19 protein-coding genes are annotated in these 19,725 nt (G+C 47.0%); all 19 read left to right on the forward strand.

Annotated elements, in window-relative coordinates; all coding sequences use genetic code 11:
* Window positions 1-183 precede the first annotated feature (183 nt).
* The 19 genes from ABIC15_RS10445 to ABIC15_RS10535 all read left to right on the forward strand — a co-directional run bounded on the left by ABIC15_RS10445 (window position 184) and on the right by ABIC15_RS10535 (window position 19,724).
* The gene (locus tag ABIC15_RS10445; RefSeq protein ID WP_354020641.1) at window positions 184-1,113 is read left to right on the forward strand and encodes a mechanosensitive ion channel family protein; all 930 of its coding nucleotides are present in this window, start codon (window positions 184-186) and stop codon (window positions 1,111-1,113) included.
* A complete protein-coding gene (locus ABIC15_RS10450) occupies window positions 1,085-1,273 on the forward strand; it encodes a DUF951 domain-containing protein (RefSeq protein WP_214766766.1) in 189 nt (62 codons plus the stop codon). Before ABIC15_RS10445 ends, ABIC15_RS10450 begins: the two co-directional genes overlap by 29 nt.
* A gap of 250 nt (window positions 1,274-1,523) precedes the next feature.
* Window positions 1,524-2,624, forward strand: a complete 1,101-nt coding sequence (gene ychF / locus ABIC15_RS10455; RefSeq protein WP_012371899.1) for a redox-regulated ATPase YchF — start codon at window positions 1,524-1,526, stop codon at window positions 2,622-2,624.
* A 123-nt stretch (window positions 2,625-2,747) separates the two neighbouring features.
* Complete coding sequence (gene rpsF, locus ABIC15_RS10460) at window positions 2,748-3,035, forward strand: 30S ribosomal protein S6 (protein WP_012371898.1); 288 nt, start codon at window positions 2,748-2,750, stop codon at window positions 3,033-3,035.
* Window positions 3,036-3,058: 23 nt separating this feature from the next.
* Entirely contained in the window at window positions 3,059-3,586 is a 528-nt protein-coding gene (locus ABIC15_RS10465) for a single-stranded DNA-binding protein (protein WP_012371897.1), read from the forward strand.
* 47 nt (window positions 3,587-3,633) lie between these two features.
* Entirely contained in the window at window positions 3,634-3,864 is a 231-nt protein-coding gene (gene rpsR / locus ABIC15_RS10470) for a 30S ribosomal protein S18 (RefSeq protein ID WP_012371896.1), read from the forward strand.
* 137 nt (window positions 3,865-4,001) lie between these two features.
* Entirely contained in the window at window positions 4,002-5,987 is a 1,986-nt protein-coding gene (locus ABIC15_RS10475) for a DHH family phosphoesterase (protein ID WP_012371895.1), read from the forward strand.
* Window positions 5,984-6,427 carry a 50S ribosomal protein L9 gene (gene rplI, locus ABIC15_RS10480; RefSeq protein ID WP_012371894.1) on the forward strand — a complete coding sequence of 148 codons (444 nt, stop codon included), beginning with the start codon at window positions 5,984-5,986 and terminating at the stop codon, window positions 6,425-6,427. Before ABIC15_RS10475 ends, rplI begins: the two co-directional genes overlap by 4 nt.
* A 19-nt stretch (window positions 6,428-6,446) precedes the next feature.
* Entirely contained in the window at window positions 6,447-7,799 is a 1,353-nt protein-coding gene (dnaB, locus tag ABIC15_RS10485) for a replicative DNA helicase (RefSeq protein WP_012371893.1), read from the forward strand.
* A gap of 218 nt (window positions 7,800-8,017) precedes the next feature.
* Window positions 8,018-9,310, forward strand: coding sequence for an adenylosuccinate synthase (locus tag ABIC15_RS10490; RefSeq protein ID WP_012371892.1), 1,293 nt, complete (start codon window positions 8,018-8,020; stop codon window positions 9,308-9,310).
* Window positions 9,311-9,557: 247 nt separating this feature from the next.
* Window positions 9,558-10,268, forward strand: coding sequence for a response regulator YycF (gene yycF / locus ABIC15_RS10495; protein WP_012371891.1), 711 nt, complete (start codon window positions 9,558-9,560; stop codon window positions 10,266-10,268).
* 2 nt (window positions 10,269-10,270) lie between these two features.
* Window positions 10,271-12,121: a cell wall metabolism sensor histidine kinase WalK gene (gene walK / locus ABIC15_RS10500; protein ID WP_012371890.1), complete on the forward strand. Its 1,851-nt coding sequence runs from the start codon at window positions 10,271-10,273 to the stop codon at window positions 12,119-12,121.
* Window positions 12,118-13,434, forward strand: coding sequence for a YycH family regulatory protein (locus tag ABIC15_RS10505; RefSeq protein ID WP_354020642.1), 1,317 nt, complete (start codon window positions 12,118-12,120; stop codon window positions 13,432-13,434). The genes walK and ABIC15_RS10505 overlap by 4 nt, the downstream gene beginning before the upstream one ends.
* Before the next feature lie 6 nt (window positions 13,435-13,440).
* Window positions 13,441-14,277: a two-component system regulatory protein YycI gene (locus ABIC15_RS10510; RefSeq protein WP_354020643.1), complete on the forward strand. Its 837-nt coding sequence runs from the start codon at window positions 13,441-13,443 to the stop codon at window positions 14,275-14,277.
* Between the two features lie 10 nt (window positions 14,278-14,287).
* On the forward strand, window positions 14,288-15,079 hold the full coding sequence (locus tag ABIC15_RS10515) for an MBL fold metallo-hydrolase (protein ID WP_354020644.1): 792 nt from the start codon (window positions 14,288-14,290) through the stop codon (window positions 15,077-15,079).
* A gap of 106 nt (window positions 15,080-15,185) precedes the next feature.
* Entirely contained in the window at window positions 15,186-16,478 is a 1,293-nt protein-coding gene (locus ABIC15_RS10520; protein WP_354020645.1) for a trypsin-like peptidase domain-containing protein, read from the forward strand.
* 351 nt (window positions 16,479-16,829) lie between these two features.
* Complete coding sequence (locus ABIC15_RS10525; RefSeq protein ID WP_012371885.1) at window positions 16,830-16,991, forward strand: CxxH/CxxC protein; 162 nt, start codon at window positions 16,830-16,832, stop codon at window positions 16,989-16,991.
* A 72-nt stretch (window positions 16,992-17,063) separates the two neighbouring features.
* Window positions 17,064-17,543, forward strand: a complete 480-nt coding sequence (gene rlmH, locus ABIC15_RS10530; protein ID WP_012371884.1) for a 23S rRNA (pseudouridine(1915)-N(3))-methyltransferase RlmH — start codon at window positions 17,064-17,066, stop codon at window positions 17,541-17,543.
* Window positions 17,544-17,648: 105 nt separating this feature from the next.
* A complete protein-coding gene (locus tag ABIC15_RS10535) occupies window positions 17,649-19,724 on the forward strand; it encodes an ATP-dependent nuclease (RefSeq protein WP_354020646.1) in 2,076 nt (691 codons plus the stop codon).
* Window position 19,725: the final 1 nt, after the last annotated feature.

Genomic DNA, 19,725 nt, shown 5'->3' on the forward strand with positions numbered 1-19,725 from the left:
TGGATCATCCTTTCTTCTCCTGGTGTCAGCATCCTGGTGTCATGGTGAGAGTGAAGGCATTCTGTAATGATTTTCCTTTCCCGGTTTTTGTGAAAATCTAACGTCGAAATTGGTTCTTTGGTTGAAAGTCATTTAAAATCACGTATACTGTCGTAATAGAGAGAAGTCGAAAGGATGGAGAGAATGGCTACCAATAAAGACGTACAGGATTCAGTCGCTCAAGTGGATCGGATTTTTGCACAAGTCATGGACGCAGACATGTGGATCCGCTTTGGGCTCAAGCTATTAATCGCCCTGATTATCATCGCCGGTTTTTATATACTGATGCGTATTTTAACAGGCGCGGTTTCACGACTATTTACGATTCGAAAGATTAATGAACACGATTCCCTGGCGCAACGCCAAAATGAAACGTTGCTGAAATTACTTCAAAATGCGATCCGTTACGTTCTTGGTATCGTCATGCTTCTGACGGTCCTCAGTCAGTTCGGGATCAACATCACGGGATTGGTCGCCAGTGCCGGTATCGCTGGTCTTGCCATCTCGTTTGGGGCAAAGAACCTGGTTCAGGATATCATTACCGGGGCCTTCATCATCTTTGAGCGTCAGTTCAAAGTCGGTGACTTCGTCCGTGTTGGTTTGATTGAGGGTGTCGTCACGGAACTCGGAATCCGGACGACGAAGTTAAAAGGATTGAATGGAGAAATCCATATCATTCCGAACGGACAAATCCTGCAGGTGACGAACTTCTCCGTCGACAACAGTTTTGCGTTGGTCGATGTGCAAGTTTCGTACGAAGAAGATTTGGAACGGGTCGAACAGGTCTTGCATCAAATCGCGAATGCGACGACTGAAAAATATACAGATATGTTTATCGAGCCGATTCAAATGCTTGGCGTTCAGACACTTGGACCTTCGGAAGTCGTCTATCGTCTGATGGCGGAAGTGCCGCCGATGCAACATTTCCAGGCCGGACGATTGATCCGGAAAGAACTCAAGCAAGGACTCGAACTGGAAGGAATTAAGATTCCGTATCCACGGATGGTCATGATGAATACAGAACAAGGGAATGGTGGTCAAGCCGATGGTGCCAAAAACATACAATCTTCATGATTATGTCGAAATGAAAAAACAACATCCTTGCGGAACGAACCGTTGGCAAATTATCCGTGTCGGGATGGATATCCGGATTAAATGTCAAGGATGTGGCGCCAGTATCTTGATGCCGCGTCGTGACTTCGATAAGCGTTTGAAAAAAGTTTTACCTGAGTGAATATAGACAAATCCCTGGCGACCGTTACCGGTTGCCGGGGATTTTTTACTAAAAATAAAACGATTGCGTTGAATTACGGCCAAACCTGCGTGAAACAATCTTGTCTGTAAAAAAAGAAGACGCATCTCCTTGCTTAAAAAAATTGAACTATCTATAATTGTGAAAGATGTGCTGACGTGGTGTAATCATTCTACCCACTGCGGCCGCTAGCACGGATTTCCTAGGAAATACCGAAAAGGAGGAATTCCAAGTGGGATTAACAGCCGGAATCGTTGGCTTACCAAACGTAGGAAAATCAACACTTTTTAACGCAATTACACAAGCAGGTGTCGAGGCGGCGAACTATCCGTTCGCAACGATCGACCCGAACGTCGGTGTCGTCGAGGTGCCGGATGCACGTCTTCGTAAATTGACGGAACTCGTCAATCCGAAGAAAACAATCCCGACGGCATTCGAATTCACGGATATCGCCGGAATCGTCAAAGGAGCTTCAAAAGGAGAAGGGCTCGGAAATAAATTCTTGGCCAACATCCGTGAAGTGGATGCGATTTGTCAGGTCGTCCGTTGTTTCATCGATGAGAACATCACACACGTTTCAGGAAAAGTCTCACCAATCGATGATATCGAAACAATCAACCTTGAATTGATTCTTGCGGATCTCGAATTGGTCGAAAAACGGATTCAACGTGTTCAAAAACAAGTCAAGTCACGCGATAAAAATGCAGCGGGTGAACTCGAAGCACTTGAAATCGTTTTGGCATTACTGGAAGACGAAAAGCCGGCACGTCTTGCCGAGTTAACGGAAGATCAGGCAGCAATCGTCAAGCATTTCCAATTGTTGACGATGAAACCGATGCTGTATGTCGCAAACGTCGGCGAAGATGAAGTCGCAGATGCAGACAGTAACGAAAACGTTCGTCTCGTTCGTGAATTCGCAGCAAAAGAAGGCGCGGAAGTCATCATCATCTGTGCCCGGATTGAAGAAGAAATTGCTGAACTCGAGCCGGAAGAACGCCAAGAGTTCCTCGTTGACCTCGGAATCGAAGAATCGGGTCTTGATCAGTTGATCCACGCAGCATACAACACGCTTGGTCTTGCGACATACTTCACAGCAGGCGAAAAAGAAGTCCGTGCCTGGACGTTCAAAAAAGGTATGAAAGCGCCGCAATGTGCCGGTGTCATTCATTCGGACTTCGAACGCGGATTCATCCGGGCGGAGGTTGTCGCTTACGAGGATTTGGCAGCAGCCGGAAACATGGCAACTGTTAAAGAACAAGGGCGCTACCGTTCTGAAGGAAAAGAATATGTCTTCCAAGACGGCGATGTCGTCACATTCCGCTTCAACGTTTAAGCGAAGCGAACGAATGGTTATTGCATAAACCAAAATACTTTGATAGTATTAACAAATGTGAGTAATGAATTATTGCTCCTTGCTCGATGAATCGAGCCGCCAGTCCAAGAGGAGGTGACAGATATGCGTAAATACGAAGTACTTTACATCATCCGTCCGGAAGTTGATGAGGAAGCACGAAAAGCTCTAGTTGAGCGTTTCAACAAAGTCCTTACTGACAACGGTGGTACAGTTGAAAAAACAACTGAAATGGGTAAACGTCGTTTTGCTTACGAAATCAATGATATGCGTGAAGGTTTCTACGTTCTTCTTAACGTGACTGCTGAACCAGCAGCTACTAAAGAACTTGACCGTCTCATGAAGATCAGTGACGATATCGTTCGCTTAATGATCACAAAAGACGAGAAATAAGCTGAAACAGGAGAGTGATTCTGATGATTAACCGCGTCGTTTTAGTCGGTCGGTTAACTCGTGACCCTGAAATGCGTTATACGCAGAGCGGGATTGCGGTAACGCGATTCACACTCGCTTGTGACCGTCCGTTTACAGGACAAGATGGGAAGCGAGAAGCTGACTTCATCGATTGCGTCGTATGGCGCAAGCAAGCAGAGAACGTTGCTCAGTATTTGAAAAAAGGGAGCCTTGCAGGAGTTGAGGGTCGCCTTCAGATTAGTAGCTATGACGATAAAGATGGTCAACGTCGTTATCGTGCAGAAGTCGTCGCGGATAGTGTTCGATTCCTTGAATCACGCAATGCAAGCCGTTCTTCCGATAGTGATAGCTACTCTTCGAATTCAAATACAGGTGGAAACGGAAATGCTGCAGGATGGGGTTCACAGCAACAGCAGAACAACTCTTCCTCGCCAGCACCCGCTTCATCTTCATCGAATTCGGGCTTCGGCGCTGATCCGTTCAGCGGCGGCAGTTCGATCGATCTTTCAGACGACGATCTTCCATTCTAATGGAAACGTCGGACTGAAAAATTTACTCTAAAAAGGAGGTTAATCACATGGCACGTCGTCCAGGTGGAAAACGTCGTCGTAAAGTATGTTACTTCACGTCGAACCACATCACTCATATCGATTATAAAGACGTAGAACTTCTCAAACGTTTCATTTCGGAACGCGGTAAGATTCTTCCACGTCGTGTGACTGGTACTTCAGCGAAATACCAACGTCCACTTACAATCGCAATCAAACGTTCACGTCAAATGGCTTTAATTCCATACGTAGCTGACTGATTACGGTCCAGCGCTTTTCCTTTTCGAAGGAAAGGCGCTTTTTTTCGCTTCGCTTTCAACCGGTCCGCCTTTTCGGTTATAATATACAAGTTACCGAATTTTTCATACGAGTATATTTAGTATACAAGGAGGACGCGATGGGGTTAGGTCAGCAAGTATCACCTGAGCGAGAACAGCGCTTTTTTCGCTTCGTTCCGTATCTGTTAATCGTGGCTCTACTTTTTGTCATTGCCGTCGATCACCCAATCATCGCAGCGGTTGGAGCCGTCTTGACGACGGCACTGTTTGTCCTTCATCTGCTGGAGGAACGACGTGGTCGGAAGTCTTGGGAAAGCTACGTCGCCGGTATATCGATTCAAGTCGAAGACACCGGTCAAGATGCTTTGACGAACATGCCGATTGGAATTTTACTTTATGATGAAGAAGCACGTGTCACCTGGTTCAATGATCCGATGCGTGAAATTTTCGGAGATCTGGCCATGGGACACGTTTTGACGGATCTTGATCCTTTGTTCGTGGAAATGATCGGTGTCGATGAAGATCAAGCGACACTTGAAATCGGCGAATCGGTTTACCGTGTCTTTTCAAACAGCGAAAACCGGACCTTCTACTTGTTCGACATGACAGAAGAAGCCCAGGTCGAGCAGCAACTGGTCGATAATCAAACGGTGATCGGCGTCATCTATCTCGATAACTATGACGAGATGACACAAGGGATTGAAGATCAGCTTCGCAGCGAACTGAACAGCCGCGTCACCCAATTGTTGAATCACTGGGCCGCGGATCACGGCACGTATATCAAACGGACTGCTTCCGACCGTTACTTCATTGTGACGACGGAAGAGAACTTACGGATTTTGGAACGGTCGAAATTTACGATTCTCGATACCGTCCGGGAAGAAACGAGCCAACGCGGTGTCCAGTTGACGCTCTCGATCGGAATCGGATGCGGCAGTGATCCGATTCCGGCACTTGGTTTGATGGCTCAATCGAGTCTCGATCTGGCCTTAGGTCGCGGGGGCGATCAGGTCGTCATCAAACGGGACGGGAAAGTTCGTTTTTACGGCGGAAAAACCAATCCGACCGAAAAACGGACCCGTGTCCGGGCCCGTGTCATTGCCAATTCCTTGCGTGATTTAATGCAGGAATCAAGCCGTGTCCTTATCATGGGACACCGGAATCCGGATATGGATTCCCTCGGCTCCTCGATTGGAATTTTAAAATTAGCCGAGATGAACGATAAAGAAGCTCATATCGTTCTACCGGAAGCCGATATCGGACAAGGGATCCGGCGGATGATGAATGAAATCAGCCAGGAACCAAAACTCGAGACCCGTTTCATCAATGCATTCCAAGCCGATCAGTTGATTGATGATCAGGCACTTCTGATTATCGTCGACACTCATAAACCGTCGCTCGTCGTCGTCCCGGCATTGCTGGAGCGTTTTGAACGCCTGGTCGTCATCGATCATCACCGGCGGGGCGAAGACTTTATTGAAGAACCGGTTCTCGTGTATCTCGAACCGTATGCGTCATCGACGTCAGAACTGGTCACGGAACTGATTGAATATCAGCCGACGAATCAGAAACTGGCGATGCTTGAAGCGACGGCCTTACTTGCCGGAATCATCGTCGATACGAAAGGCTTTACGTTACGGACCGGTTCCCGGACGTTCGATGCGGCATCGTATTTACGTTCGCAGGGCGCCGATACGGTCCTCGTGCAAGAGTTTCTCAGTCAGGACCTCGAGACGTACGTCGAGCAGTCGCATATCCTCGAGCGGACAGAAGTCTACGCTGCCGGGATGGCGATTGCGACGGCCGAGCCCGGTGTCATTCATGATCAGGTCCTGATTGCCCAAACGGCAGATCAGCTGTTATCGCTCCAAGGCATCCGTGCCGCGTTCGTCATTGCGGAATTACAGGACGGCAGGACGGCGATCAGTGCCCGTTCACTCGGTGAAGTGAACGTTCAACTGATTATGGAGACACTTGGCGGCGGCGGTCATTTAACGAATGCAGCGACACAGATGACCGAATCGGTCCTGACCGTCGCAACCGAATTAAGAAAAGCGATTGACCACTATTTAGAAGATGAGACAAAAGGAGAGGAAACAGAATGAAAGTTATTTTCTTACAAGATGTAAAAGGCCAAGGTAAAACAGGAGACGTCAAGGACGTCGCTGACGCATACGCAAATAACGTATTGTTCAAAAAGAAATTGGCACGTCCGGCTACAACGGGAAACCTCAAGCAGCATGAAGCACATGAGCGTAAAGCGGCAGAAGAAGCGAAACAAGCATTACAAGATGCGCAAGCATTAAAAGAAAAGATTGAAAAAGAAACGATCATCGTTTCAACAAAAACAGGTGAAGGCGGTCGTGTCTTCGGTTCTGTCACAAGCAAACAGATTGCAGATGAGTTGAAACAGATGGGGTACAAAATCGATAAACGTAAAATCGAACTCGAGCACCCGATCAAGACACTCGGCGTCACGAAAGTACCACTAAAACTGCACAATGAAGTCACAGCAACGTTAAATGTCCAGGTTAAAGAAGCGTGAGTAGAAAAGGGGACCGGTGATGAGTGATGTAATGCAAAATACGCCCCCCCAGAGCATTGAGGCGGAACAAGCCGTCCTTGGGGCGATCATGATCGATGCGGATCGACTGATCAGTGCGTCCGAACGATTATTGCCACAAGATTTTTATCGTGCGGCCCATCAACGGATTTTTGAAACGATGCTTGTGTTGTCGGATCGCGGAGAAGCCATCGATCTCGTAACCGTTACGGCGGAACTGAGTACGCTTGGCATCCTCGAGGAAGTCGGCGGTTTGCCGTATCTCGGTGAACTGGCGGAAGGAGTTCCGACTGCCGCAAACATCAATTATTACGTCAATGTCGTCGATCAAAAGTCGACCTTGCGCCGATTGATCCGGACCGCCAATGAAATCGTCACGGATGGTTATGAACGGCAAAATGAGGTCGACGTCCTGCTGAATGAAGCGGAACGGAAGATTCTCGAAGTATCACAAGGAAAAGGCAGTGCCAGTTTCATTCCGATTTCGGATGTCCTGACGAGTGCCTATGCGACGATTGATAAATTGCACAAACAGAGCGGCGAGACGACCGGAATTCCAACCGGCTTCCGTGATCTCGACAAAGTGACGGCCGGATTCCAGCGCAATGATTTAATCATCGTGGCCGCCCGTCCGTCTGTCGGGAAGACGGCGTTTGCCTTGAATATCTCGCAAAACGTCGCGACCCGTGCTGATGAGAATGTCGCCATCTTCAGCCTTGAGATGGGTGCGGAGCAGCTCGTCATGCGGATGCTCTGTGCAGAAGGCAATGTCGATGCCCAGCGTCTCCGGACCGGACAACTTGAAGACGAGGACTGGGGTAAGTTATCGCTTGCGATGAGCAGTCTGTCACAAGCCGGCATCTACATCGACGATACACCGGGTATCCGTGTCAACGACATCCGGGCGAAATGCCGCCGTTTGAAGCAGGAACATGGTCTCGGGATGATCATGATTGATTACCTCCAACTGATTCAAGGGAACGGCCGTTCAAGCGATAACCGGCAACAGGAAGTCTCTGAGATTTCCCGGTCCTTGAAGTCGCTCGCCCGTGAACTTGAAGTCCCCGTCATTGCGTTATCGCAGCTGTCACGGGGAGTTGAGAGCCGGCAGGATAAACGACCGATGATGTCCGATATCCGGGAATCCGGAGCAATCGAGCAGGATGCCGATATCGTCGCTTTTTTATACCGCGATGATTATTACAACAAAGAAACGGAAGATGCGAACACGATTGAGATCATTATCGCGAAACAGCGGAATGGTCCGACCGGTACCGTCAAACTCGCTTTCCGGAAAGAGTTCAACAAGTTCGTTGACCTCGAACCGAATAATTCGTATGCCCCACCCGCCTAAACGGGTTCAAAACGCTTCTGTCTTCCCGGACAGAGGCGTTTTTTCAATCATTATGTTTGAATATCTTGAAGAGAAAGGAAAAAAATGAATTAAAAACGTCTTTTAAACGAACGAAAAAGAAATGTAACATTTAATTGTTCGGTATTTGGTTGACTTCTTTTTTTTTCCGCGTTACACTTAGTCGTGGTTTTGAATCGTACGTGGAGGTGGATGAGAATATGTCATCAGTAGTAGTAGTCGGAACACAATGGGGCGACGAAGGAAAAGGAAAGATTACCGATTTTCTTTCGAAAAAAGCCGATGTCGTTGCTCGTTATCAAGGTGGAGACAATGCCGGACATACAATCGTATTTAATAATGAGACGTATAAGTTACACCTGATTCCATCTGGAATTTTTTACTCGGACAAGAAATGTGTCATCGGGAACGGACTCGTCGTTAACCCGAAATCGCTCGTCAAAGAACTGAAGTATCTGCACGATCGTGGTGTTTCAACGGATAACTTACTGATTTCGAATCGTGCGCATGTCATCTTGCCGTACCACCAGTTGCAGGATCAGCTCGAAGAAGAAGCAAAAGGCGATGCAAAAGTCGGAACGACGCTCAAAGGAATCGGACCGTGCTACATGGATAAAGCAGCACGGATCGGAATCCGGATGGCTGATTTACTCGACAAAGAAACATTCGCTGAAAAATTAAAAATTGTCCTCGAACAGAAAAACCGGATGTTCACGAAGATGTATGACGCGGAAGCGATTGCGTTTGACGATATCTTCGAAGAATACTACGCGTACGGTCAAGAGTTCGCGAAGTATGTCTGCGATACATCGGTCGTCGTCAACGACAGCCTCGATAAAGGGGAAAAAGTCCTCTTTGAAGGCGCACAGGGCGTCCTGCTCGACCTCGACCACGGAACGTACCCGTTCGTCACGTCATCGAACGCATCAGCCGGTGGTGTCGCTTCAGGTGTCGGCGTCGGTCCAGCCCGGATCGATCACGTCGTCGGTGTCTGTAAAGCGTACACGTCACGTGTCGGTGATGGTCCTTTCCCGACAGAACTGTTTGACGAAATCGGTCATCAGATTCGTGAAGTCGGCCGTGAATACGGTACGACGACAGGCCGTCCGCGCCGTGTCGGCTGGTTTGACTCGGTTGTCGTGCGTCACTCACGCCGCACAAGCGGTTTGACGGATCTTTCACTCAACTCGATCGATGTCCTGACAGGAATCGAAACACTTAAAATCTGTACGTCGTACGAATTCAACGGCAAACAGATTGATGAGTATCCGGCAAGCTTCCGTGATCTCGAAGCATGTGTCCCGGTTTATGAAGAGTTACCGGGCTGGAAAGAAGACATCACGCATATCCGTAAGTTTGAAGATCTGCCGATCAATGCACAGAACTATGTCAAACGGATTGCGGATTTGACAGGGATTTCGCTTGTCACGTTCTCGGTCGGACCGGGTCGTGAACAAACGGTCGTTCTCCGTGATTTATACGAAGAAGCTTAATGTTTTAAAGACGGCAACTCCGGATTTTTTGAATCTGGAGTTGCTTTTTTCATCTCTGATTAAGCGAAATCATTCACAAGATCGATGGAACGGGCGTATAATGAAGATAATGTTTCACGTGGAACGCATGACGTGAACGTATGATGAAGTCAACAGAGTGGCGTCGGGAGTTTCCGTCGCCACCTTTCTATATGCCTGAAAAACAGGTAAAATAGATTGAATAGAAATTATTAAGGGGGAACACCCAGTGACGGAACGTAAAATCCTCGTCGTCGATGACGAGCAACCGATTGCCGATATATTAAAATTTAAATTAGAAAAAGAAGGTTATAGTGTCGCCGTAGCAAATGATGGAGTGGAAGCACTCGAGAAAGTCGAAGAGTTCAATCCCGATTTGATTTTGCTGGATATCATGTTGCCCTTGATGGATGGCATGGAAGTTTGCCGGGAAGTCCGGAAAACTTCAAAAGTTCCGATCATCATGCTAACAGCAAAGGATTCCGAAATCGATACGGTCCTTGGCCTTGAGCTTGGTGCCAATGATTACGTCACGAAGCCATTCAGCTCACGCGAATTATTAGCACGCGTGAAGGCACATTTGCGGAACGTCAATACCGTCGAAGCGGCACCTGCCAATGCAGGACCGGGTCCGCTCAAAGTAGGAGAACTGTATATCGATACGAATTCTCATACCGTTACACGACAAGATCAAAAAATCGAGCTGACGCAACGTGAGTTTGAACTGTTGCATTACTTGGCAAAAAATATCGGGCAAGTCATGACCCGGGAACACTTGCTTCAAACAGTCTGGGGATACGACTACTTCGGTGATGTACGGACCGTCGACGTCACAGTGCGCCGTCTGCGTGAAAAAGTCGAAGACAACCCGAGTACACCAATCTATATCATGACCCGCCGCGGTGTCGGCTACTATCTCCAAGACGGGGAGAATGAATAACGATGTTAAAAGGAACGAACTTCTTTAAATCGATCCAGTGGAAGCTTGTCGTCATTTATGCGTTGTTGATTTTAGTCGCGATGCAAGTCATTGGGGTTTACTTCGTTCGTTCTCTTGAAAAACAGTACATTACGAACTTCTCAAAATCTGTTGAAGACCGGGCCGGACTTGTCGCGTACAATGTCGGGAAGGAATTCGATAAGACAGGCGATGATGAGGCCTCCAAACGGCAGTTGTCTGAATCTCTTGGACAGCTGCTGTCTGAGTTTAGTAGTGGCTCGACGTCAAGGAACGATATTCTCGAAGTACAAATCATTGATCAGGACTCGATCATTCAAGCGACATCCGACGAAGACAATCAGTCAGCGGTCGGACAACGGGCAACAAATTCACTGATAAAAAAAGCACAGGCCACGAGTTCGTCTCGTGTCGATACCGTCCTTGATCCGACGACGGAAGACAAGATCCGCATCTTTGCCGTCCCTGTCACCTCCGAGCGGACCGGGGCGACGACCGGCATGATTTATGTCCGGGCGTCGATGGAGTCGATCTATTCTCAAATGCAACAAGTCACACGGATCTTGGCAACGGGGACAGTGATTGCACTTGTCATCACCTCGATTCTCGGTGTCCTGTTATCGCGGACAATCACCCGTCCGATTTCGGACATGCGGCGTCAAGCGATCGAGATGCGGCGCGGGAACTTCTCGCGGAAGGTTAAAGTATATTCCGACGATGAAATCGGTCAGTTGGCGCGTTCCTTCAACGAACTGACGGATGAATTGCTCGAAGCGAACGCGACGACGGAAGCCGAGAGGCGGAAATTGACGAGCGTCCTCGAAAATATGACGGATGGCGTGATTGCGACAGACCGGACATTACGGGTTATCCTGATGAACGACCAGGCGAAGGATATCGTCGGTGTCGATGAATCTGGTATCGTCGGGACGAACTTAAAGGATCTCCTCGCACTTGGAGACGACTTCATGATTCCGGAAGACGGAACGATGCCGCCCCGTCTGCTCGATTTCAGCAGTGAGGATGAACTGTTCCTTGTCCGGGCCTTCTTCTCGCCGGTCAAAAAGCACAGTGGTCCGATTACCGGGATGATCATCGTCCTGCATGACGTCACGGAGCAGGAACAGGTCGAGCAGGACCGACGCGAATTCGTCGCGAACGTCAGCCACGAACTCCGGACACCGCTGACGACGATGCGGAGTTATCTGGAAGCCCTGGCGGAAGGCGCATACCAGGATGAAGAACTGGCACCTCGTTTCCTTGAAACGACACAAAACGAAACGGAGCGGATGATCCGCCTCGTCACCGATCTGTTGCAACTGTCGAAAATGGACAGCAAGGAATATAAGATGAACAAAGTCCGCTTTGATTACATTCAATTCTTAAACGATATTCTGGACCGTCACGATATGACAAAACCGGAACGGATTCGGTTCCGGCGCAAGATCATGAAGCGGAAAGTCTACATCCGCGGGGACCAGGATAAATTGATCCAGGTCGCGGACAATATCCTGACGAATGCCATCAAGTATTCACCGGAAGGCGGTACGATTACCGTCCGGACGATGTTACGGGCAAAACGAATCGTCATCAGCATCAAAGACGAAGGTGTCGGGATTCCAAAAGCGAACTTACAGAAAATCTTTGAACGTTTCTATCGGGTTGATAAAGCACGGGCCCGGAAGATTGGCGGAACCGGACTCGGTCTCTCGATTGCCAAAGATGTCGTTTCGGCGCATGGCGGTGACATTTGGGCAGAAAGCGAGTGGGGACGCGGCACGACGATTTACTTTACGCTTCCGTATGAGGTGATCGAAGAGGTGGACATCGGATGACGAAACAGCGACTGAAATCCATCGCGTTGATTCTTCTGGTCAGCGCTTCGATTGTCCAGACGGCGATGTTATGGACGTATCATCCAAGCAGTGAGTCGATTGAGCAGGAGCAGGTGTCGTTTAATGAAATCGATGCCTCGAAGACGGTTGAAGGAAATCAGCTGATTAATCCGGAACTTGTCGTCTACTCGAACGGTGAAAGTGCCTATCAGACCCAGATCATCGGTCGAACGATTCTAAACCGGATCGGCGCCTCGTTTGATGTCGGTGTTCTTGTTTTGACCGATAAGGCATCCAACATTCCGGTCAGTAAACGGAGTGTCGAGATGATTTTCCCGACGCCGATCAGTTCGAAGATGCTCGAGGAATTACTCGGGGAAAAACAAATTGCGATGTCTGAACCAATCAAACGGCTTTATCTGCTCGATTATGAAGGACCGATCCTTCGGCTGGAGTCGACGACCGGACGATTTAAAGACTTTAAGTTAATCGGCGATGAAACGGTCTTAAAACGGTTATTCGCCTATGACAAGAAAAAACCGATGACGAAAGTCGAGCTCAAGGGCGGTGACTATACGTATGTCCCGAGCGGTGCAACAAAACTGGAAGAAGTCTTCGTCTACGATGACATCGCACAGGATCCGAAACCGCTGAGCCGGATCGAGAGTGCGTTCTTTACGGAAAACTCGAACGTGCAGCAAATCAAAAGCCGGGATGATCTCGACGTTCTGACGGACGGTGTCAGTGTCTCGACCTATGACCGGGATTACAATGCGTTCCGTTTCAATACGTTGTCGCCGAACACCCAGACCTCGTCCATCGATTACAGTACTATCGTGAGTTATATCAACATCCATGGCGGATGGCTCGATCCTGTAACGCAACGCAGCGGCTTCCGGTATTACTTTGATCAGATGTCGAAAACGGATGAAGAACAGGCGGCGACGTTCCGCTTGTATTTGAACCGGTATCCGATCTTCGGTGAAACAGGACCGTTGCTCGAACAACCGGACTTCGATCTCGCGACCATTAAGGTCACGTTCGAAGAAAATCAAATCCGTTCGCTCAGCCGCAGCATGATTCGGGCGGATCGGAAGTTGTTGCTTCGGGAAACGACCTTGCCGTCGATTGATCAAATCGAAAAGCAGCTTCAATCCGCTGATCTGTTGGATGAGATTTCCGGTATCCGGATGGGGTATGAGATGACGTACGAAATTGAAACGAGTCGTTATGCCTTGTTTAAGCCGGCCTGGTTCGTCAAACACAACGGGAAATGGACGACGGTCGATCAAGCTATCGGAAAAGAGGGGTAAGGATTCATGGATTGGAGTAAAGCAAAAACGTTACTGATTTTGACGTTCCTGATCCTGAACGCCTATCTTGCCGTTCAGTTGATGGACCGAATGATCGATCCCCGAATCGTCACGACGAACGCGGACGGGAAAACTGTTTTGAAAGAACGAAAAATTGATGAAAAGAAACTGCAGACCGTCTCGAAAGACATCGGTTATTTGACGGCGGAAGTCGATACGAGTTCATTGGCACCGAAATCAGGTTCACCGATCCAGGATGCCGTCACGTCTGTCAAAAATCAAATCGAGTGGTCGGTTCGTCTGACGAAACCGTTCCCGCTCGAAGCGAAAGCGATGCGTGATTCGGCGACATCGTTTGTCCGGTCATCGGCTGCGTACGGGACCGACTATACGTTTTGGAAATATGACAGTAAACATAACGAGATGACGTTCGTTCAGACATACAAGGAGCAACCGCTGTACTCGACACCGCAACAGTCGCGCGAAGATGACGCGATGATCGGTCCGTCCCTGCTCGTACTGCAGTTGAACGAGCAGAAGGAAATCATCAGTTACAAACAACGTCACTTAAACAAAGTCGTCCGTCAGGCACAGGATGTCACGTTATTATCGGCGAGTGAATCCGTCATCCAACTGTCGGAGCAGGGTCTGTTCCCCGCTTCGAAACGAATGACGAGCCAAAAACTCGGTTACTTCTGTCTCGTGACGGAAGGAACGAAATCGGTGCAGATTTTACCGCCGACATGGCAGATTGAACTGAACGGAGAAGAACTGTATTTCGTCAATGCAATCGACGGCGGAGTCCAGACCATCGAACGGCTTGATACCGTTTCAGAGAAATGAGGAATGCACGATGAGCCTACACTACAGCGTCCTTGCCAGTGGCTCGACGGGGAATGCCCTCTATATCGAAAGTGAACAGACCCGCCTGCTCGTTGACGCCGGCCTGACCGGGAAAGCGATGCTCGCGCTGTTTGACCAGATTCACCGGTCACCGGAAAAAATCGACGGCTTGTTCGTCACACACGAACATTCCGATCATATTAAAGGTGTCGGCATCATGGCCCGGAAGTACAACATTCCGCTCTACGCGAATGAAAAAACGTGGGCGGCGATGGAAGCGAAGATCGGAAAGATTGATCCCGCACTGAAGTTCCTCTGGGAAGTCGGCGAGGTCAAACAGTTCGGCGATATCGAAGTCGAATCGTTTAACGTCAGTCATGACGCGGCCGATCCGATGTTCTTCCAGTTTGCACACGAAGGCAAACGGCTGGCCCACATCACGGATACCGGCTACGTGTCGGACCGGATGAAGAGTTTCATCCGCGGAGCCGATGCCTACATCTTTGAAGCGAACCACGATATCGGAATGCTTCAGATGGGGCATTATCCGTGGAGCGTCAAACGGCGGATTCTCGGCGATTACGGACACGTTTCAAACGAAGATGCCGCCATCGCGATGAGCGAAGTGCTCGACGACCGGACGAAACGGATCCACATGGCCCACTTGAGTAAGGACAACAACATGAAGGAACTGGCCCGGATGAGTGTCTCACAGACGCTCGCAAGCCGCGATGTCGACCTCAGCAAAATCCAGTTGCTCGACACGGATCCGGTCATTCCGACACCGCTTTTGAAGCTTTGATTATGGGAAATTACTGAATATGCTCAAAAGACCCCCACATTTGGCTAACTCGCCACGTGATGGGGGTATACTTGTGTAAAGAGAGTCTAGAAGGAGGCGTGTGTCGATGGATCGACCAGAAGAACCACGGAATGAATCAGATCAGCCTTACGCATCGACCGATGAGACAGGCGGCTTTCCGCCAAGACGGCCCAGTGAAGACGAGCCGGTCAGTCCCTATCGTGAACCATATGAAGAAGAACCGCAGGAACCAAAACGCCGCGGCGGCGGGAAGGCCTTTTTTGTTGGCCTGATCGGCGGGATTATCGGTGCGCTGTTGATTGCCCTGATTGCCTGGCCGTTCGTCCGTGACGAAATGACAAGTCCGACGCCGGTCTCAAACGCGACGCCGGAACAGGCGGCGACGAAAGCAACGGAATCGGAAAACGATATCGTCAGTGCCGTCGGTCAGACGAAGGAAGCGGTCGTCAGCGTGACGAACCTGCAAAGCTCGTTCCAGGGTGCCGATCAGGAGACCGGAGCCGGATCGGGTGTCATCTATAAAAAAGACGGCAACAAAGCGTATGTCGTAACGAACTATCATGTCGTCGAAGGTGCAAGCCGGCTGTCGGTCACGTTGTCCGACGGAACGGCACTCGAAGCGAAAGTGCTCGGGGAAGATCCGACATATGATTTAGCCGTGTTGTCGATCGATTCATCAAAAGTGACACAAGTCGTCAAACTTGGAGATTCGGATACGTTACGTGCCGGGGAGACGGTTCTTGCAATCGGAAATCCGCTCGGAATCTTTGCGAACTCGGTCACACGTGGTGTCATCAGTGCCCAGGAGCGGACGGTGCCGGTCGATACGAACAAGGACGGTCAGCAGGACTTCAACACCGAAGTCATTCAGACCGATGCCGCAATCAATCCAGGTAACTCAGGCGGAGCGCTCATCAATACATCCGGTCAATTGATTGGAATCAACTCGATGAAGATTGCGGAAGCCAGCGTCGAAGGGGTCGGCTTTGCGATTCCAATCAACGAAGCCTTGCCAATCATGCGTGATCTCGAACAAAACGGTGAAGTGATTCGCCCGCAACTCGGGATTCAGATCCGGGACGTTCAGGAATTCCCAAGCGGGTTCCGGGAAGATCGTCTGAAGTTACCGAGTGACGTCAACCGCGGGATTGTTGTCGTCGGTTTGACGAAAAACAGCGGAGCAGCAAAAGCGGGGATGAAAGAAAATGATGTCATCGTTGAGATCAACGGAAAAGACATCCGATCATTTGCTGATTTAAAAAGTGTGCTGTATCGTGACGCTAAAGTCGGCGACAACGTCAAAGTGACGTTCTACCGGGGCGGCGAGAAGCAGACACTCGATGTCAAACTGTCGGCGCAAGCGGCGACGGTACAATAACAGATTCAAATCAACTACTCGTATGCGTGCGGGTAGTTTTTTTGTGCACAGAAAAGATGGTGTCTCCGGTTCTCATCGTGATTCGCTGTCACGCGCTTTCCTCAGGCGAGGAGCAAGCCGCGGGCTTCTTGCCTGTCGGCGTCGATGCCCGGGTCTCGTTTTCCTCTGACAGCGCGGGCGAGCCGCGCTTTTTCCTGTAGGAGTCGCGTGCAGCGGACACGATGAGTGGGAAGCCGATCAAGGAAGTAACTCCAAAGAGGAGGTGTGGATAACTTTTTTCAGTGAGAGAAGTCAATTTTTGTTATACTGATAGCGGATAAATGTGGATAACTTAAAAGGAGGAAAAGACCTGTGGATAAATATGTCTGTTTAGAACACGTCGAGTTAGCGCTCGACGAAGTAGTCGATGAAACGGAAGAGTACCCGATTTTGGAAGAGGTGCCGGCAGAGAAAAACGTCACGTGTGAGTACTGTGACCAGCCCGCGACATATCTTGTGTCAAGCAAAAAATAATTATCAACATGTGGACATGTGGATAACTCTGTGGATAACTCCTGAATTTTCTGTCAGAAAGCGAGAAAAATGATGCAAATTACCATTATCACGGTCGGAAAGCTGAAAGAGAAGTACTTGAAGCAAGGGATTGCCGAATATACGAAACGTCTTGGCGCCTATTGTTCGATTCAAGAAATCGAGGTGCCGGACGAAAAAGCACCGGAACAACTAAGTGACGCGGAGATGCAGCAAGTGAAGAAAAAAGAGGGCGAACGGATTTTAGCGAAGATTGGACCGGACGTTCACGTCTACGCACTTGCTATCGAAGGAAAGCAACGGACGAGTGAACAGTTTGCGACAGAACTCGATCGACTGGCGACGTACGGCAAAAGTAAAATCGCGTTTGTCATCGGCGGATCGCTTGGCCTGGCACCGGAAGTCATGCAGCGGGCGAACGATACGATCTCGTTCTCGAAGATGACATTTCCCCATCAATTGATGAAGATGATTCTGTGTGAGCAGATTTATCGGGCATATCGGATTAATCGGAATGAGCCGTATCATAAATAAATCAGGTTAAAAAGCAATCAAGTTGATTGCTTTTTTTGTGTTAAAAACAAATAATACGTTATTTATAGTAAAATGTTGGAAAGTGGGACTAAGGAGGATATTACATTGTATTTAAAAAAGATAAAGATTTGGAACTTTAGAAAGTTTGGAGAAAAAGAAGATAATAAACCTGGAGTTGAAGTTGAGTTTAGTAAAAAATTTAACATAATAATTGGAGAAAATGATGCTGGAAAAAGTTCAATTATTGATGCTATATATTTAACCTTAGGAACAATAAGTGCAGAAAATCCAAGAATAACGGAGAAAGATTTTTATTCAGATTCTGATGGAATAAAAGATAATTTGAAAATAGAGTGCATATTTGCAGATTTAACGGAAGAAGAAGCAGGAGTATTCCTGGAGTGGCTATCATTTAATAACATGAATGAATATGAGTTGGAAGTCAGATTAACTGCAAAAATATTAGATAATGATTATATCGGGAAAAAAATAGAAAAAAATATCAAAGCTGGACCTTTAGATGCAGACTTTGTTCTAGAAAGAATTCCAAAAGAGTTGTTAAAGACAACATATCTTAAGCCGCTACGTGATGCTGAAAATGAATTAAGACCTGGTTTTAAATCACGCCTCGCTCAAATTTTAAGAGGACATTCAGCATTTCGAGTAGATAAGAATGAAACACATGTATTAGAAGAAATTGTATCAGAAACAAATCAAAAGATTGAAGATTTTTTTAAAACAACTTATAAAGACGAAAAAACAATTATTGGTGAAATTACATTTTATCTAAACGAATTTTTTAATAAGAGTAGAAAAGATAGTGCTAGTGTTTATCAACCAAGGTTTCAAGTTACTCCTGCTAAACTAAGCGATATTTTAAAGAAATTAAGTTTAGATTTAGATGACAATGTCTCTGGTCTCGGGAGTTTAAATTTATTATTTATTGCTGCTGAACTTCTTTTATTAAACGAAGGAAAAAAAATAGGTCCATCATTAACATTAATCGAAGAAATAGAAGCACATCTTCATCCTCAGGCTCAATTAAGATTAATCAAATTTCTCCAAGGGATACTTGAGGATGGAAATGAGAGTAATGGTCAATTTATTATATCGACACATAGTACCACTTTAGCAGCGTCAACTCCTCTAGAGAATATTATTTTAATTCACAATAACAATGCGTATCCTATGAATTTTGAAAATACAGAATTAGAAAAAGAAGATTATGAGTTTTTAGAAAGGTTTCTCGATACAACAAAGGCTAATTTATTTTTTGCGAGAGGAGTAATCTTGGTTGAAGGAGATGCGGAGAATTTATTATTACCTGCATTAGCTGAAGTTATCGATCGTCCGCTTCATAAGTATGGAGTTTCAATAGTTAATTTAGGAAACACTGCATTCAAACGATATGCCAAGATATTTTCAAGATCTGAAGAATGGATCAAAAGAGGTCTACCGCCATTAGAGCTTCCAATTTCATTAATTACAGATGTAGATGTAAAACCTTATATTTACTATGAGATAGAAGAAAAAGAATTAGAGGTATATTCACTTGAAAATGAAGAACAACTACGTAAAGTTCTTGATCTTTATGAATTGAAAGATGATGAATTATCAACAGATATTTTAGGAAAAGAATTTTCTACATTGAAAAAAATTAAAGATGCGTTAGAAGACAATTTATTAATTTGTGATGATAAAGATGAAGTACTAAGAGAGCTAACCTTAAAAAAAATCGATGATCAGTATATTTCAATGCTTGAGAAAGATAAAAAAGAAAGACTAGAAAGTTATTATAAAAGTGAGACTTCAAATATTAAAATATTTATTGCTCCTCATTGGACACTAGAATATGTACTAGCTTTAAGTTCTTTGAAAAAAGAATTAGCTGTTGCAATCCATTACAGCAGATATAAAAATCCTGAGAGCAAAAGTAATATGACTAAACTACAGACTAAGATTAAAGAACTGAGCAAAGAAGAAAATATAGTAAAAGACGCATATACTTTGTTTAAGCCTATAAACGAAAAAGTAGTATCTAAAGCAATAGTAGCTCAACAACTAGCTAAAAACTTACTAATAAAGGGCGATGAAATAAAAGAGGCCATAGAGAATGATCCTTATTTGAGATATCTAGTAAATGCTATTTATCATGTAACTGAACCAAAAGGAGAAAGATAGA

It is taken from the genome of Exiguobacterium sp. PvP048, assembly GCF_040549175.1.
GTDB lineage: Bacteria > Bacillota > Bacilli > Exiguobacteriales > Exiguobacteriaceae > Exiguobacterium_A > Exiguobacterium_A artemiae.

Excerpts from the sequence above, each read along its gene's own strand:
- ABIC15_RS10490 (WP_012371892.1), top strand. The coding sequence starts at position 8,018 with ATGTCATCAGTAGTAGTAGTCGGAACACAATGGGGCGACGAAGGAAAA.
- rpsF (WP_012371898.1), top strand. The coding sequence starts at position 2,748 with ATGCGTAAATACGAAGTACTTTACATCATCCGTCCGGAAGTTGATGAG.
- rlmH (WP_012371884.1), top strand. The coding sequence starts at position 17,064 with ATGCAAATTACCATTATCACGGTCGGAAAGCTGAAAGAGAAGTACTTG.
- ABIC15_RS10510 (WP_354020643.1), top strand. The coding sequence starts at position 13,441 with ATGGATTGGAGTAAAGCAAAAACGTTACTGATTTTGACGTTCCTGATC.
- ABIC15_RS10450 (WP_214766766.1), top strand. The coding sequence starts at position 1,085 with ATGGTGCCAAAAACATACAATCTTCATGATTATGTCGAAATGAAAAAA.
- ABIC15_RS10475 (WP_012371895.1), top strand. The coding sequence starts at position 4,002 with ATGGGGTTAGGTCAGCAAGTATCACCTGAGCGAGAACAGCGCTTTTTT.
- walK (WP_012371890.1), top strand. The coding sequence starts at position 10,271 with ATGTTAAAAGGAACGAACTTCTTTAAATCGATCCAGTGGAAGCTTGTC.
- rplI (WP_012371894.1), top strand. The coding sequence starts at position 5,984 with ATGAAAGTTATTTTCTTACAAGATGTAAAAGGCCAAGGTAAAACAGGA.
- rpsR (WP_012371896.1), top strand. The coding sequence starts at position 3,634 with ATGGCACGTCGTCCAGGTGGAAAACGTCGTCGTAAAGTATGTTACTTC.
- ABIC15_RS10505 (WP_354020642.1), top strand. The coding sequence starts at position 12,118 with ATGACGAAACAGCGACTGAAATCCATCGCGTTGATTCTTCTGGTCAGC.
- ABIC15_RS10515 (WP_354020644.1), top strand. The coding sequence starts at position 14,288 with ATGAGCCTACACTACAGCGTCCTTGCCAGTGGCTCGACGGGGAATGCC.
- ABIC15_RS10520 (WP_354020645.1), top strand. The coding sequence starts at position 15,186 with ATGGATCGACCAGAAGAACCACGGAATGAATCAGATCAGCCTTACGCA.
- ABIC15_RS10445 (WP_354020641.1), top strand. The coding sequence starts at position 184 with ATGGCTACCAATAAAGACGTACAGGATTCAGTCGCTCAAGTGGATCGG.
- dnaB (WP_012371893.1), top strand. The coding sequence starts at position 6,447 with ATGAGTGATGTAATGCAAAATACGCCCCCCCAGAGCATTGAGGCGGAA.
- ABIC15_RS10465 (WP_012371897.1), top strand. The coding sequence starts at position 3,059 with ATGATTAACCGCGTCGTTTTAGTCGGTCGGTTAACTCGTGACCCTGAA.